This is a genomic window from Luteolibacter ambystomatis (assembly GCF_018137965.1).
GTDB classification, from domain to species: Bacteria; Verrucomicrobiota; Verrucomicrobiia; order Verrucomicrobiales; family Akkermansiaceae; genus Luteolibacter; species Luteolibacter ambystomatis.
Genome location: NZ_CP073100.1, coordinates 3,225,802 through 3,240,346, shown reverse-complemented (window position 1 = coordinate 3,240,346; position 14,545 = coordinate 3,225,802). Strand labels below are relative to the sequence as shown.

At 62.9% G+C, this 14,545-nt stretch carries 12 protein-coding genes; 4 read left to right on the top strand and 8 right to left on the bottom strand.

Annotated features, from left to right (window positions below; all coding sequences use genetic code 11):
• The first annotated feature begins 14 nt into the window (after positions 1-14).
• Positions 15-2,258 carry a hypothetical protein gene (locus KBB96_RS12260; RefSeq protein WP_211629735.1) on the top strand — a complete coding sequence of 748 codons (2,244 nt, stop codon included), beginning with the start codon at positions 15-17 and terminating at the stop codon, positions 2,256-2,258.
• Between the two features lie 31 nt (positions 2,259-2,289).
• Here KBB96_RS12260 and KBB96_RS12255 read toward each other — a convergent pair whose 3' ends face one another.
• The 6 genes from KBB96_RS12255 to KBB96_RS12230 form a co-directional block, all read right to left on the bottom strand.
• Positions 2,290-3,720, bottom strand: a complete 1,431-nt coding sequence (locus tag KBB96_RS12255; protein ID WP_211629734.1) for an MATE family efflux transporter — start codon at positions 3,718-3,720, stop codon at positions 2,290-2,292.
• Between the two features lie 93 nt (positions 3,721-3,813).
• The gene (locus KBB96_RS12250; RefSeq protein ID WP_211629733.1) at positions 3,814-4,971 is read right to left on the bottom strand and encodes a sialidase family protein; all 1,158 of its coding nucleotides are present in this window, start codon (positions 4,969-4,971) and stop codon (positions 3,814-3,816) included.
• 137 nt (positions 4,972-5,108) lie between these two features.
• Positions 5,109-6,446 carry a DUF4340 domain-containing protein gene (locus KBB96_RS12245; protein WP_211629732.1) on the bottom strand — a complete coding sequence of 446 codons (1,338 nt, stop codon included), beginning with the start codon at positions 6,444-6,446 and terminating at the stop codon, positions 5,109-5,111.
• 35 nt (positions 6,447-6,481) lie between these two features.
• Positions 6,482-8,386 carry a Gldg family protein gene (locus tag KBB96_RS12240; RefSeq protein ID WP_211629731.1) on the bottom strand — a complete coding sequence of 635 codons (1,905 nt, stop codon included), beginning with the start codon at positions 8,384-8,386 and terminating at the stop codon, positions 6,482-6,484.
• Between the two features lie 43 nt (positions 8,387-8,429).
• Entirely contained in the window at positions 8,430-9,164 is a 735-nt protein-coding gene (locus KBB96_RS12235; RefSeq protein WP_211629730.1) for an ABC transporter permease, read from the bottom strand.
• A 100-nt stretch (positions 9,165-9,264) separates the two neighbouring features.
• Positions 9,265-9,993, bottom strand: coding sequence for an ABC transporter ATP-binding protein (locus KBB96_RS12230; protein WP_211629729.1), 729 nt, complete (start codon positions 9,991-9,993; stop codon positions 9,265-9,267).
• A gap of 159 nt (positions 9,994-10,152) precedes the next feature.
• Between KBB96_RS12230 and KBB96_RS12225 the strand changes: the two genes are divergently transcribed.
• From KBB96_RS12225 to ybeY, 3 genes are all read left to right on the top strand, one after another.
• Entirely contained in the window at positions 10,153-11,130 is a 978-nt protein-coding gene (locus KBB96_RS12225; RefSeq protein ID WP_211629728.1) for a PhoH family protein, read from the top strand.
• Positions 11,131-11,268: 138 nt separating this feature from the next.
• Entirely contained in the window at positions 11,269-12,966 is a 1,698-nt protein-coding gene (locus KBB96_RS12220; RefSeq protein WP_211629727.1) for an HD family phosphohydrolase, read from the top strand.
• Positions 12,967-13,005: 39 nt separating this feature from the next.
• Complete coding sequence (ybeY, locus tag KBB96_RS12215) at positions 13,006-13,470, top strand: rRNA maturation RNase YbeY (protein WP_211629726.1); 465 nt, start codon at positions 13,006-13,008, stop codon at positions 13,468-13,470.
• A 39-nt stretch (positions 13,471-13,509) separates the two neighbouring features.
• On the opposite strand, the gene KBB96_RS12210 is transcribed toward ybeY, so the two are convergent.
• Together KBB96_RS12210 and KBB96_RS12205 are read right to left on the bottom strand one after the other, a co-directional pair.
• Positions 13,510-13,785, bottom strand: coding sequence for a hypothetical protein (locus tag KBB96_RS12210; RefSeq protein ID WP_211629725.1), 276 nt, complete (start codon positions 13,783-13,785; stop codon positions 13,510-13,512).
• Positions 13,786-13,867: 82 nt separating this feature from the next.
• Positions 13,868-14,524 carry a hypothetical protein gene (locus KBB96_RS12205; RefSeq protein WP_211629724.1) on the bottom strand — a complete coding sequence of 219 codons (657 nt, stop codon included), beginning with the start codon at positions 14,522-14,524 and terminating at the stop codon, positions 13,868-13,870.
• Between the last annotated feature and the right edge of the window lie 21 nt (positions 14,525-14,545).

Genomic DNA, 14,545 nt, shown 5'->3' with positions numbered 1-14,545 from the left:
CCGATTCTCCAGCGATGAAATCCACCTTTGCGTATGCCCGGTTGCTGATGTTTTCGGCGGGAACGTTCGCGGCCGCGCCTTTGCTGCACGCCGCTCCGGAAACTCCGGCCGCCACCGCGCCCGCCGATGCCGGATTGGCCGCGGCGATCAGCAGCGGCGACTTCAAGGCGTGGCGGAAGACGCTGGCCGCGCGGATCAATGCCGCTGCGGCCAAGCCATCGCTGACGGCCGCCGAGGCCAAGGCGCTCGACCTCGATCTGGCACGCCACGAATTCCTGCTCCAGACGATGGCCTCCACCGGCCTGCCGCCTGCGACCCGTCCCGGCCAGCCGGACAAGACCATGGGCAATGACGCGCTCGCCACGGTGGCGAAGACCGCCGAGGGCAAGGCGTTCCTTTCGTGGCTGCTCAATGATCCGCGGGCGCTTGGCTACTATCTCGATAGTACTTTCTTCGCCTTCGCCGAGGCCGATCGCACTTACGGTCTCCAAGTATGGCAGAAGATCTGGCAGAAGGATCCGGAAAGCCACGGCGGGCTGTGGTGCCGGGTGGGGGCGGCGTTCGCCATCGCCTATGGCAAGGAGCGTGTCGTCACGGAAACGGCATGGGACGAGAAGATCGATCGCGTGCTCGATCCGATGGAGCGCTACGATTTCTACCGGGCTTCGTTCCAGCAGGGGAAACTGATGTCCTACTTTTCCGCCGCTCCGGCGTGGGAACTGGTGTACACGGTGCATGCCTCCTATCGCTCGATCGAGGAGATGAAGTGGGCGCAGGAGATGCTGCCGCCGGACCGGTTCAATCCGCGCGGGGCCGGGAACATGGAGTATCAGATCGTCAAGTACCGGCTCCACAACTACCGGGACTCGATCATCCACGGCTCCGCGTATTTCGACGGCAAGCCGAACACGCTGATGATGATCGCCGACTATGGTTCGGTCTGTGGCGGGCTCTCGAACACCGGCATCAGCGTGGCGAACGTGTTCGGACTGCCCGCGTTCACCATCGGCCAGCCGGGACACTGTGCTTTCATCTTGAAGGGGTCGCCGAATTCCTGGGATGGCGGCAACTTCGTCTCAGGCTGGAAGGACAGCTTCGGCGCGCACCAGATCAAGTTCTTCGCCTGCGACTACAGCGTGAACATCAAGCTGCTGAGCCGCGCGTGGAACCATCCGCAGTTCGGAGACGCGGAGCGCCTGCGCCGCCTTGCGAATGTGAAGCTCTGCTCCGGCGACAACTCCGCCGCGCTCGCGAACCTCGACAAGGCATCCAAGCTGTGTCCCTTCCATTTCCTCTCCCGGGCGGCGATGATGCAACTGCTGATGGAGGACAACAAACCGCTCTTCATCACCCGGCTGTCCCAGGAATGCGTGGATCTTGCCCGCGATCTGGCGGAGTTCCCGATGGCCACCGAGACGTTGCGCCGCGAGGCGGAAACCAAGCGCCTCAATCCCGCCTTCACCGTGAGCCAGAAGGCCGCGTATCTGGGACAGATCGCGACCGGACTGGCCGACGCCACCGCGACCCGCCAGGCGAATCTCGGCACCAAGGCGTTTGCCGAGGTGTTTTCCCGGCAGCTTGTCACCCTGGGGCTGAAGGGCAAGGAGGTGGACAAGGTCATCGAGCTCGCGGTGTTCTCGAAGAAGCCGAAGGCGGGTGAAACCGCGCCGGTGCCACCGGTGCTCAAGGTGCCCGCCAAGACGGACGAACTGGTGAAGTATCTCAATGGCATCGGGGCCGCAGCAAATGCCCGAGAGGCGTTCGCCGCTACGGTCACCGCGGTGATCAATGCCTTGCCGGAGAACGTGCGGGCGTCGGTCACGCTCAAGCCTTCGCCGAAGGCTGATCCAAAGCCGGCGACCTATGATGCGAAGACTTTCGTGCAGGTGGGTTCCTGGACGCGTGACAGCATCGAGCATGCACCGGTGGTGACCGATGGGTGGCATGAGGTGGAGATTCCGCTGCCGCCCGGCGAACGCAGGCCGGGGCAGCTCACGGTCGCCTTCGTGCAGACGAATGGCGAGATGGTGAACATCGAGAACCTGCGTTTGTTCGCCGATGGAACCGAGGTGGATGCCGATGACCGCGCGCTGGCATTGAAGGGGAAGAAATCCGGGTTGTTCAGCGTGGAACTGGAGCCCGCGATTCTCAAAGCGAAGCTGACACTCAAGGTCGTGGTGTCAGACATTCCGGACGGCAAGGCCAGCGATGGGGAGATCCGCATCCTGGAGCCCGCTCCACAAACCGCGCAGCGTTAAGTAGCACAAGCAGGAATGCTTGTGCTGCATTTCAAACCTTCTGGAGCTTCCACTTGCCGCGGCGGAAGAGCACCCAGCTCCAGATGGCGAGCATGGAGAACGACACCGGTACGGCGATGAAAACGCCGGTGGGGCCGAGGCCGAGTGGCTTGGCCAGAATCCATGCGATCGGCATCTGGCCGAGCCACAGGCAGAAGAGATTCAAGCGGGTCGGCGTCCAGGTGTCACCGGCTCCGTTGAACGCGCCTTCCAGACACATGCCCGCGGCGTAGAGCGGGAATGCCAGGCTCACGATCCATAGCGCCTGCCGGGCATAGCCGTGAACATCCGGCTCATGGGTGAAGAGGCTGACCAACGGTCCGGCGAAAAGGATGAAGAGCAATCCGACGATGCCGAGCACGAGGATGTTGTAACGCGTGGCCATGCGTACCGCGGCCTCCGCGCGGTCCGGTTTTTCCGCGCCGAGATTCTGTCCCACCAGCGTCGCTCCGGCATTGGAAAGTCCCATCGCGGGCATGAGCGCGAAGATCACGATGCGGATGGCGATGGTGTAGCCCGCCAGCGCGGAGCTGCCGAAGAGGGCGAGGATCTTGAACAGACCCACCCAGCTCGTGGTGCTGATCAGAAGTTGCGCGATGCCGCTGCCCGCCTTGCTCATCAGGGTGCCGAGGACCTCGCGGTCCGGAATGAAATGGCGGAGCAGCACGCGGATGCGGCTGTGATGGCCGGTCAGATGCCAGAGCTGGTAGATCACGCCGACTCCGCGGCCGATGTTGGTGGCGACGGCAGCACCGGTGACGCCCATTTCGGGGAATGGCCCCCAGCCGAAGATGAAGCAGGGACCGAGCACGATGTTCAGGCCGTTCGCCAGCCAGAGCGTGCGCATGGCGATCACGGCATCCCCCGCGCCACGGAAGATGGCGTTGATCAGGAAAATGAGGAACACGGTGGTGTTTCCACCAAACATCACCCGCGCGAAATCCGAGCCCATCGCCACGATGCCTTCATCGGCACCCATGGCCCGCAGGATCTGCGGAGCATACCAGCCGAGCACCACGCCGATGCCGGCGGAAATCCCGAGGCCCGCCAGCACGATCTGGCCTGCGGAATGCGATGCCTTCTCCGGATCGTTCTCACCGATGCGGCGCGAGACAATGGCGGTCGCTGCAATCGAAATGCCGATCGCGACCGCGTAGATGAGCGTCATGATCGATTCGGTGAGGCCGACCACCGCCACCGCGTCCTTGCCGAGGTGCGAAACCCAGAACACGTCCGAGATCGCGAACAACGACTCCATCACCATTTCCAACACCATCGGTACAGCCAGCAGCAGCACCGCCCGGCCGAGCGGCTCGGAGGTGTAGTCGTGGTGTTCGCCTTTCAGCGATTGGCCGACGCTCCGCCAGAAAGTTGGGGAAGGCCGGGTGTCGGAGGATGCCTCCGGAAGCGATGGGTCGGACATGGAATGAAACGGCATCCGACGTCGTTTCCCGCCGGGGCGCGGCACTGATGGCACGGATTGTTCCGGCGCGCCAGTGCTGTCCGGTGATTTAATCTAACGCGCCGCGTTTTCTTTCAAGGTGCCGTCCGGGTTCGCGACTTCCGGGGCAGACTGTAAATCTGCTGGCTGGATCGTGGTGAGAGCGATGCGCGAATAGCGGTCGGTTTCGTAGGCAATGGCGATGGTTCCATCCGGCAGCGTGGCGAGGTGGCTGTAGGCGGCATCTCCGGATTTGATGAGTTTCGCCAGCGGCCAGGTCACGCCTTCGTCAAGGGAACCGCGTAGGATGAGATCCTGCCGGCTTTTGCGGGATGCGGGATTCGAGAAGAGAATGAGACCGGGTTTGAAGTCCGACGGCCATGTGGCCCGCCGGATCGAGCCCATGCACTGGGGTTCGGGAAGATTCGCATCCCATCTTGTGTCTTCCCACGTTTCGCCGCCATCCTTGGAAATCGCGATGGCCCGGTCGCGTCTGTTGGAGCCGTGGTTGCGCATGTTCAGCATCAGCGAGCCGTCCGTGAGTTCCGCGATCTCGCACTCGTTGGTGTGACGGGAGGCGTAGGTGCGGGAGGATTTCCAGGTTTTTCCGGAGTCGTCGGAGTAGATGGCGTGCGCGTAGTAGCCGGGAGCGTCGCCTGCGGTTTCGCGATGATTGATGCCGGCCACATAGCGCCCCTTGTGCGTGCCACGGGTGAGGACAATGCCCGCGCCGGGGCCGGTGGCGAGCCAGCTCCAGGAGGGCTGCTTCACCTGCTCCGTGATGTTCTCCGGCCGGGACCACGTCATGCCGTCATCGTCGCTGTGCAGTTGGTAGAGGCGACGCGAGTCTTCGCCAAATCCGGGAGCGAGTTTGCGTTCCGGAAGGCGGTTCCACTGCGCCAGCACGGTGATGCGACCGGTCCGCTGATCCACGATGGGAGTGGCATTGCCGATGGTGTCCATCCCGAAATCGGCGATCACCTGCATCGGCTTCCAAGTCTTCCCGCCATCGTCCGAGCGTCTGAGAACAATATCGATATCCCCTGTGTCGCCGCCGTTGTTCTTCCGGAGCTCCGCAAAGGCAAGCAGCGCGCCCTTCGGTGTGACCGCCAGCGAGGGGATACGATACGTGTGATCCGGTGCATGACCGCTGCCGCGGAAGAGATCGGTCACCGCGGGCTCGGCCGCGAGGACGGCGGCAGGGAGGAGCAGACAGGCAATGAACGGAAGCATGGAATTTCCGCTACGGAACAAGGAAGCCTGCTTCTATCGGTGGCCAACCGGTCGGTTCAGGCAACCAGATGCCGGAAAAACAAAGACGGCGGACCTTGCGGTCCGCCGTCCGGAGATTCAGAGAACCGTGCCGGGCTTCACTTGTCGTCTTCGCTCTGGGCGGGGACCTGGATCGGCGGGGTGACGGCTTCCACCGGTCCGGCCTTGGTGCCGGGGCCGGGAGTGGCACCGTGGGGCATCATCATGCCGGGAGGCAGACCCTGCATTCCCTGCATGCCTTGCGGACCACCGGCGGGTGCGGCCTGCTTCTTGAAGCCGTCGCGGCCCTTGAGCAGCATGTCGAGGGCGAACTGGCGGAGCTCGAAGGTGCGTCCCTTCAGTGCCTGATCGGCGGCGAGTTTGGCCTTCAGATCCTTGAGACGGGTGGTGAAAGCCTCGTCCTTGACCTTGGCGTCCTCCGGCTTCTCGCCTTCTTCCTTCTTGCGCTCGGTCGGCAGGGTGGCGGTCACGTCCACGGTGACGAAGTAGCTGCCATCGGTGGCGGCGGGCGGTTCTTCACCGGGCTTCGCGTCCGCGGCCTTGGCCGGGGTGATGTTGAGCGTGTAGGTGGAACCTTCGAACGTCTCGATGGTGGCCACGCGCTTCTGGTCCGGCTGGGCGCGCTTCGCGACATCCGCGGTGGGCACCACGTCATCGAACTTCGCGAACGAGAACAAGGTCTTCAGCGGGGTGGCGGTGGACGCATCGTAATTGTCCTCCGGCTTCGCACCTTCGAGGTTGAAGTTGGCTTCTTCGTTGTCGCGGCTGACCTTCCACGCGATGTCGCCTTTGCCCGGCACGGTGACGGACACGCTCTTCGGCTTCTCGATCTTGATGAAGTCCTCGGACAACCAGGTCTTCGGATCGGTGCTCACCGCGCTGAACATCTCGCTGGTCCTGTAGATCGCGGACTTGTCGCCCTGGTTCAGCACGAAGCGGCCGGTGGAGCCACCGCCCATCGGACCCATCGGCCCGGCTTCACTGCCGCCGATGCTCTTGCCGAGCGAGACCTTGGCAAGCTCGCTGCCGGAAGCGTTGGCAAACGTCAGCTCGATGCCGCGGTCCTCCGCTTTCGCGGCAGAGGGATCGATGCCGAAGCGGGCGGAGTAGGAAGCGGCATCTTCGATCGCGCCGACCACCTTCACGTCACCGATGGTGCGGATGAGATCGTTCACATTCTGCGTGTTCGCCGGATAGGCGTCGCGGTCGGTGACGGTCCACTTGCCGTCCTTCTTGGCGAGGTGGGTGGTGCCGTCCGCGCCGCTGATGGTGATCGCGGCGACTTCAGCGCCGGGGAACGATTCGAACAAAGTCTGGCCGGACTTGCGTGCGGCTTTGCCTTTGGCCGGCGTGCTCTGGCCGGACTTCACAACATAGACGAGGCCACCGAGAGCGACGGCGATGACCCACAGGACGATAACCAGGCGTTTTGACATGGTCTTAAAAGATTGAGGCTGGAGTGAGGGTGGGTTCAGCGGGCGCGGGTGCGGCTGCGGTGGGTGATGAAGAGGCCGATCGCGAACAGCGCGACCAGCAGCGGCATGCCGAGGACATTGTAGCGGAAGATGCGGCCGAAGAGATTGTCCTTCTGGCGCTTCAGGTCCTTCTCCAGGTCACGGACCTTGCCGGAGGCATCGACCTGCTGCTGGCGCAGCTTCTTGATTTCCGCTTCCTGCTCGGGCGAGAGGTAAAGCTCGCTGCCGCGGCTCTTCTGGGTCTGCAGGGCGGAGAGTTTCTGCTGGGCTTCCGTCTTCTGCTTCTCGAATTCCTCGATCTTGGTGCCGATGGTCTTGTTGAAGTCGTCCTCCATCTTCTGGATGACATCGAACGGACGGCGGGTGGCGGAGCGGCTGCGGGCGCCGATGAGGTGCGAGGAACCGGCGGCCTGGTCGATGAGGTTCAGCAGCAGCGGGGAGTTGCCATTGATCGGGGAAACCATCTGCATGCCGCCGAAGTTCTGGGATTGATAGGCGAAGCGGTCGTAGAAGGCGTCCACGTCACCGATGAGGAAGACGTGGCCTTCGGCGGTGGCTTCCTTGAGGGAATCGGCCTTCTTCGGCTCATCCTTCTTATCGCCGTCCTTCTTGTCATCGGCGGGCTTGGCGGCATCGGCCGGATTGCCGTTCGGGAAGGCGGACTTGAACCTGCCATCGAGGGTGAGGGCGAGGTCGTAGGCGGTTCCGCTGCGGGTCATGGTGGTGTCCAGCTTCGGATCGAGCTGCGCGGCGCGGGTGGAGTCCACCAGCGCGGCCTGGTCGGAGGTTTTGAGCAGCGTGTTGATGCTCACTCCGCCGCCGCCTTTTTTGACGAAGCCGCCGGGCAGGAAGAGGGTGACGCTGTCGAGATTGCGGGTGATCACGTTGTCCTTCTGCATCGCGGTCTGCGGCAGGGTGAGGACGGCCACGGCCTTGCGGTTGCCATTCATCATGGTGGCATAGGTGCCATCCGCGACAACCTGGCCGGACTCGAAGGTCACGCCCCACGCGGGGAACAGGGTCGGCAGGGTGGAGGTGGTGGGAGTGCCACCGCCCATCATCGGATTGCCGCCGCTGGTCATCTGGGCCGCGACCGAGAAGGAATCGACGCAGGCGATCACGGTGCCGCCCTGGAGCAGATACTGGTCGACGGCGAACTCGGCGGCCGGGGTGATGTTGGCGGGGTGGAAGAGCAGCAGGGCCTTGATTTCCTTCGGATCGATGGCGGTCGGGGCCATGCCGAGGTTCTTCACGTCGTAGGACTGCTTGAGCTGCTGGTAGATGATCCAGCCTTGGCTGGCCTGCTGGCCGGGCATCATCGCCGGAGAGCCTTCCAGATCGAGGGCGGACATCACGCCGACGACCGGCTTCTTGACCGTGCTGACTTCGGAGATCGCGCGGGAGAGCTGGTATTCCAGCATCGTCTCGTCGTTCGGATCGAGGAAGGGCAGCTTGGCGGTCTTGTCGAGGCAGGAGATCGCCATGCCGAAGAACAGGTTCTCGTCATTGAGGCGCTGGCCGCTCATGCCATCGAGGTTCGCGGAGTCCTCGGCGTCGGTGTCGGGCTGCGGGTCGAGGTTCTCCACGCGCAGCTTGCCGCCGGCGAGGGTGGTGTATTCCTTCAGCAGGTCGTCCACATGGCGCATGTGGAGCTTCAGCTCCTCCGGCAGGTAGCCGGTATTACGGGAGGCGTAGTAGCGGATCACGACGGGTGCGTCGAGCTCCTTGAGGATGGCCTTGGTGCCGTCGGAGAGGGTGTGGATCTTGTTCTCGGTGAAATCGGCGCCGCGATGGCCGATCCCCAGCGAGGAGACGAGCACGTTGCCGAGCGCGAGGATCAGGATCAGGGCGATGATGCCGAGAACGGTCCTGAGCACCGGATGGGTGGTTTTGGCGGACATGGTTGGGAAAGGTGCGTGTTTCGGTTTCTGCTTTCCGTGGGGATCAGGCGCGCTTCGCGGAAAGGACCGCGCTGGTACCGAGCAGGCAGGTCAGGATGATGGAGCCGAACCAGACGAAGTCCTGGAGGCGGAACAGGCCGCGGGCGAGCGACATGAAGTGGTCCCAGACGCCGGCCGAGGTCAGCGAGGAGACGAGCCACTGCGGCATGCTCTGCGCGTAGATCTGCACCACCGATTCGAAGGTGGTGAGGACCAGCACGATGCAGATGCCGGAGGACACCACGAGGCAGATGACCTGGTCACGGGTGAAGGCGGACACCAGCAGGGTGATCGCCAGGAACGTGAGGCACAGCATGAAGGCTCCGAGATAGCCGGAGAAGATCATGAGGTTGTCCGGATTGCCGAGGTAGTTGACCGTGATCCAGATCGGGAAGGTCAGCGCCAGCGCCACCAGCCACACGAGGGAAGCGGCGAGGAACTTGCCGACGATGATGTTCCAGGTGGAGATCGGGAAGGTTCCGAGCAGCTCGATCGTGCCGTTGCGCTGCTCGTCCGTCCACAGGCGCATGCCCACGGCGGGGACGAGGATCATCAGCAGCAGTGGCAGGTAGAGGAAGAACGAGTAGGTGAGCGAGGCATCGCGCGCGGCCAGGAAGTTCCCGAACGTGAATGCGAGCAGCATCGAGAGGAAGATGAACACCACGATCACCACGTAGGCGATGGGGTGGGTGAAGTAGCTGACGATCTCCCGCTTGAAGATGGTCCAGATGTGTTTCATGGAGTAGGTAGGAAGAAGTTAAAAGTTGGAGGTTATGGGTTAGGGGGAAGAGGTCGGGGCGCATGCCCAATCACCTCGAACCCTGAACCTTTAACCGTTTTCAGGCCGCCGCCTCCGTGTCGCGGCTGGTGACCTTGCGGAAGAGATCGTGGAGCGATCCGCCGCCGCGCTTCACAAGTTCGGCCGGGGTGCCGTCCGCGACGATGCGGCCGCGGTCCACGATCACGGCGCGGGAGCAGGCGGCCTCCACTTCCTCGAGGATGTGGGTGGAGAACAGGATCGTCTTGGTTGCGCCGAGGCGCTTGATCAACTGGCGGATTTCGAACTTCTGGTTCGGGTCGAGGCCGTCGGTGGGTTCGTCCAGGATCAGGATTTCCGGATCGTGAAGGAGGCTTTGGGCCAGGCAGGTGCGGTGGCGGTAACCCTTCGACAGCGTTTCGATGCCCTGATGGGCGACCGAGCCGAGGAAGCAGGTCTCGATGGCGCTCTCCACGGCGTCCTTTTTCCGGGTCCCGGAGAGGCCTCTGATGTCCGCACAGAACTTCAGGAAGCCGGACACGGTCATGTCATTATAGAGCGGGGCCGATTCCGGCAGGTAGCCGACCTTCTTCTTGGCCTCCGCCGGTTGGTCCACGATCGAGATGCCACAGAGCTTCGCATCGCCCGCGCTGGGCGGGATGAAGCCCGTGATCATCCGCATGGTGGTGGATTTTCCGGCGCCGTTGGGCCCGAGAAAGCCCAGGACTTCGCCCTTCTTCACGGAGAAGGACAGGTTGTCGACGGCAGTCTTGCTGCCGAAGTGTTTGCTGAGGTTCTCAACTTCAATCATGGGATCAGGAAAATGGGGTTGCCAGACCGGCGTTCGGTTCAGCGCCACCAGTTACGGGACGCGTTTTGATTTTTTCCGTACGAGGTGGATTTCAAGACAAAATCAGGGCCGGAATTTTTGCAATGACCGCCATCCGGGGTTACCGTTAGATGCATCCGAATGAGCGAAGAGAAGCATGCCGAAATCCGCCTGGAGTTCGATACCCCCCGGTTCCTGCACTCGTTGTTCGCCGATGACCCGCACAATCTGGAGTATCTGGAAGAAAAGCTGGGCGTGCGTGCGATCACCCGGGACGGCTGGGTGATGCTTTCCGGCCCGAAAGACGCCGTCGAACGGGCGAAGTCGGTCTTCCATGATCTCGAGGAGGCACGGCGGAACGGCTCGACCATATCCCAGCGGGATTTTCACCTTTCGGTCGATGTTGCCACCGGCGGCGGGGATGTGAAGGTGGCGGATCTGGCGGAAGTCCGGCTGCTGGGCCTGCGGGGCCGCAAACCGGTGGTGCCGCGCACCCCGCAGCAGCTCGAATACCTCAAGGCGATCGAGAAAAACGACATCACCTTCGGCCTCGGCCCGGCCGGCACCGGCAAGACCTACCTCGCCATGGCCATGGCCCTGACCATGCTCAAGAAGCGTCTCATCAACCGGGTGGTGCTGACCCGGCCCGCGGTGGAGGCGGGGGAGGCCCTCGGTTTCCTGCCCGGCGATCTCAAGGAGAAGGTCGCTCCTTACCTGCGCCCGCTCTACGATGCCATGCATGACATGCTGCCACCGGAAGAGGGGCAGCGCTATCTGGAGGACGGCACCATCGAGATCGCGCCGCTGGCTTTCATGCGTGGCCGCACGCTGGCCCGGGCCTTTGTCATCCTCGATGAGGCGCAGAACACCACCCGCGAGCAAATGTTCATGACCCTGACCCGCCTCGGGGAGGGTTCCCGGATGGTGGTGACGGGCGATGGCTCCCAGGTCGACCTCAAGCCAGGTCAGGCCTCCGGCCTCTTCGAGGCGGAGCGGGCGCTTCAGAATATCGAGTCCATCGCGTTCATCCGCTTCTCTGCGGCGGACATCGTCCGCCACCCCGTGGTGGCCCGGATTGTGGCTGCTTACGACAAATTCCGTGGCCCTCAGAAGGGATAAAGCTGACTTTGTTGCTAAGGATTCGAGGCAGAGGGTCGGGATTTGCGCATTGCCAAGGGGGTGGGGATAGGGTAGCTGTTCCCTCGCAGAAGGGCGCGGGATTCGCGCCCTTCTTTGTCCCGAACCGATCGAACGCCCGTGGGATTTTTGGATGCGATCAAACGATGGCGACTGGCCCGACAGGGACTGTCGTCCGGGAAAAAGCGCCGCGTGCATGCGGAGAGCGTGACGATGCAGTCGCTGGAGTTCAGCGTTTGGGTGCGTTTTGCACTCTACGCGACCTTCGCGGTCGGTACCGCCGTGCTGGTGCTGCGTTCGGCCCAGAATTCGATTTTCTCCGCGGATCCGCTCATGGGCACGGTCTGCGGGTTCGTGTTGGCGCTTACCGCGGTCGCCATGTTCCACGTCGGCCGGGAGGCGTCCTGCCGTCGCAACAGCCGCGTGGTGCTGGTGCTGGGCGGGATGCTGGGCCATCTGGCCATTGTCCGGTTGACCATCGTGCTGCTGGCCGGTGAATCGATGCCGGAGATGTACCGGCTTTTGCTGATCCCCTTCGCCCTCGCCCCCATGCTCCACGGGGTGCTCCTCGGCCGCTCGGTTGGAGCCTTCTCCGCCGTCTATGTGAGCTTGGTAGGTGCGTTGTTCGTGCCTTCGAACCAGACGGTGCTGTTCCTCGTGACCAGCCTGGTGTGCGGCATGACCGCCGTCATTTTCACCAGCCGGGTGTTCAAGCGCGTGCAACTGCTCCGCGCGGGTTGCTCGGTGGGTATTGCCGCTCTGGTGCTGGCGATCCTGTTCCGCCAGATTGATCCCTTCGCTCCGATGGAAATGCAGTTGGTCATGGACCAGCTCCAGGTCTTCGGCCTCGGCTGTGCCGCCGCGCTTGGCACCGGCATCATGACGGCCCTGTTGGTTGGCGGCTTGCTGCCGGTGTTTGAAAGCATCTTCAAGCTGACCACCGGCATCACCTGGCTGGAACTCAGCGACCTGAATCACAAGCTGCTGCGCCGCATGCAGCTTGAGGCCCCCGGCACCTTCCATCACAGTCTGGTGGTGGCCTCGCTGGCGGAGGCCGCGGCCGAGAGCATCGGCGCGAACGCCCAGCTCTGCCGCGTGTGTTCCTACTTCCACGATGTCGGCAAGCTGAAGAAGCCCGAGTATTTCATCGAGAACCAGCACGACGGCGCGGAGAACCCGCACGATTCGCTTACACCGACCATGAGCGCGCTGGTCATCATCGCCCACGTGAAGGACGGCGTGGACCTCGCGGTGAAGCACAAGCTCAACCCCCGGATCATCGATGTGATCCAGGAGCACCACGGCGACTCGCTGGTCTACTACTTCTATCGTAAGGCGCAGGAGCAGAAGCGCGCGGAAATGGAGAAGGTCGAGAAGGGGCTCGGCAACCGCGAGGATCTGCCGCATGTGGAGGAAAAGAACTTCCGCTATCCCGGGCCGAAACCCCGCACCGCGGAGAGCGGCATCATCTCGCTGGCGGACTCGATCGAGAGCGCCTCGCGCACGCTGCGCAAGCCGACTCCGGCGAAGATCCGCGCGATGATCGACGATATCGTCCAGGCGCGCATCGCCGACGGACAGCTCGACGAGTGCATGATGTCCTGCCGCGAACTGGCCAAGGTGAAGGAAAGTTTCGCCAACACCCTCCGATCCATGCTACACAGCCGGATCGACTATCCCGAGGACAAGGCGGACAAGGGCACGTCCGGCGGCACCACCGCCAGCCGTCGTGTCGATACCCACCGCCTTGTCGCGCCACCGCTTGATCGCGATGCCACGCGCGGCGGCCGGTCCTTCCGGCCCGACGAGGCGGCGTGATCGTGCCTTTCCCGCAACCCGCCAACCGAACCCTTTTCCATGAGTCTCGAAGTCATTGTCGGCAATCATCAGGAGGAAGTCCCGGTTCCGGAAGGTTGGCTCACCGCGCTGGAGGATGCGGCAGGGGATGCCGCGCGTCTGGCGCTTGCGCGCGCCGCTCATGACGAGTCGCCATTGTCGCTGCTCGCCACCATCGAGGTGGCCTTGGTCGATGATGCCACCAGCGATCGCGTACATCGCGATTTCATGGACATCGAGGGACCAACGGATGTGATCACCTTCCATCACGGTGAGATCGTGATCGGCACGGAAGTGGCGCTGCGCCAGGCGGCGGAATACGATGAGCCGGTCGGCCGCGAACTGCTCCGTTATCTCGTCCACGGCCTGCTGCATCTCGCAGGGCATGAGGACGCCGATCCGGATGAGCGTGATCAGATGGAGACCGCACAGGAAGCGATCGTGGCGGAGCTGTGGGCTGGTGGCCTCGACGGGCGGTTGCGGTAGGGATACTTCAGGCCGGTCTGATGGGCAGTCCGCTTGGACTCAGAGAACAATTTTCTTCTCGTTGCCCCAGCCGTCGGCTCCGGCGGAAAAACCTCTGAAATTTGCAGGGTCTGCGCGGAATTTGAAGATAATCCGTCCGCTTCGCTCTCCTTGCGTTTCGATGCAAAAATCGTCGATGATGCCGCCAAAGTACGAAGGTGAGGCTTGGGCTTTGTGGAAATAGATTCCCCCGCCGACCAATTTTCGGGCCGTCCCTTCCGAAACCACCCACCAGCCGCTCTCATATTCCGATGAGCCGAGCTGCAGGGGTTTCATGTGATTGAGTTTCTCGATGAGATGGATCCGAGGGGTCATGGCAGACGGAATTGAAAATGTCCGGACAGATGGATGCCCGCCGTTATTCCTCTTCTTGTGTCGCCAAGGTTTCTTCCTCGGAGTCGGAAACCAACGGTTTTTCTTCCGCTTGTTCGACAGGTGGTTCGGAAGCTTCAGCAATGGTTGTCTCCTCGGTGGCGGTTTGCTCAATCTCGGCCACCGGCAGGCGTCCGCCGTTTTCCAACAGCAGGATGATTTCCTCCTGCACCTTGTCCACCTGTGAGAGCGGGATGTTCGGATCCTTGATGATGAAAACATCCCCCGCCTTGCGGTGCTCGTACACCCGCAGGATGCCGGTGGGCAGGCGCTGGGTATCGGTCTCGCGCAGCAGCTTCTGGCGCTCCAGCATCACCGCGAGGATGTAGCGGACGTTTTCCGTGTGATCCTCGTCTTCCTCCACGAGGCGGCGCAGCAGGTCTTCCGGGTTCTCCTTGTGCATCGCCGGTTTTTCCTCGGCGACGGGCGCGTGATACACGGCCTTCCAGAACGAGAACGGCTTCTCCTCCTCATCGGAACGCTCTTTCCACGCATCGACGTTGAAGTCCTTGCGGAGATAGCCGCTGGACTCGGGATCGGGGAACAGCGCGGTCACGATCGGCTGGCCGTCGGTGAACGGCTGCCCGGTGGCGGCGCATTCGCGGGAGCGGGAACGGAGATGCCAGGATTCGGCGAGAGCCATGGAGAAAGAAAAGCGCCGGAA

Bases quoted from the DNA above. Each gene is read 5' to 3' on its own strand.
- KBB96_RS12245 (WP_211629732.1), bottom strand. From the start codon at position 6,446: ATGTCAAAACGCCTGGTTATCGTCCTGTGGGTCATCGCCGTCGCTCTC.
- ybeY (WP_211629726.1), top strand. From the start codon at position 13,006: ATGAGTCTCGAAGTCATTGTCGGCAATCATCAGGAGGAAGTCCCGGTT.
- KBB96_RS12260 (WP_211629735.1), top strand. From the start codon at position 15: ATGAAATCCACCTTTGCGTATGCCCGGTTGCTGATGTTTTCGGCGGGA.
- KBB96_RS12230 (WP_211629729.1), bottom strand. From the start codon at position 9,993: ATGATTGAAGTTGAGAACCTCAGCAAACACTTCGGCAGCAAGACTGCC.
- KBB96_RS12250 (WP_211629733.1), bottom strand. From the start codon at position 4,971: ATGCTTCCGTTCATTGCCTGTCTGCTCCTCCCTGCCGCCGTCCTCGCG.
- KBB96_RS12240 (WP_211629731.1), bottom strand. From the start codon at position 8,386: ATGTCCGCCAAAACCACCCATCCGGTGCTCAGGACCGTTCTCGGCATC.
- KBB96_RS12210 (WP_211629725.1), bottom strand. From the start codon at position 13,785: ATGAAACCCCTGCAGCTCGGCTCATCGGAATATGAGAGCGGCTGGTGG.
- KBB96_RS12205 (WP_211629724.1), bottom strand. From the start codon at position 14,524: ATGGCTCTCGCCGAATCCTGGCATCTCCGTTCCCGCTCCCGCGAATGC.
- KBB96_RS12235 (WP_211629730.1), bottom strand. From the start codon at position 9,164: ATGAAACACATCTGGACCATCTTCAAGCGGGAGATCGTCAGCTACTTC.
- KBB96_RS12225 (WP_211629728.1), top strand. From the start codon at position 10,153: ATGAGCGAAGAGAAGCATGCCGAAATCCGCCTGGAGTTCGATACCCCC.
- KBB96_RS12255 (WP_211629734.1), bottom strand. From the start codon at position 3,720: ATGTCCGACCCATCGCTTCCGGAGGCATCCTCCGACACCCGGCCTTCC.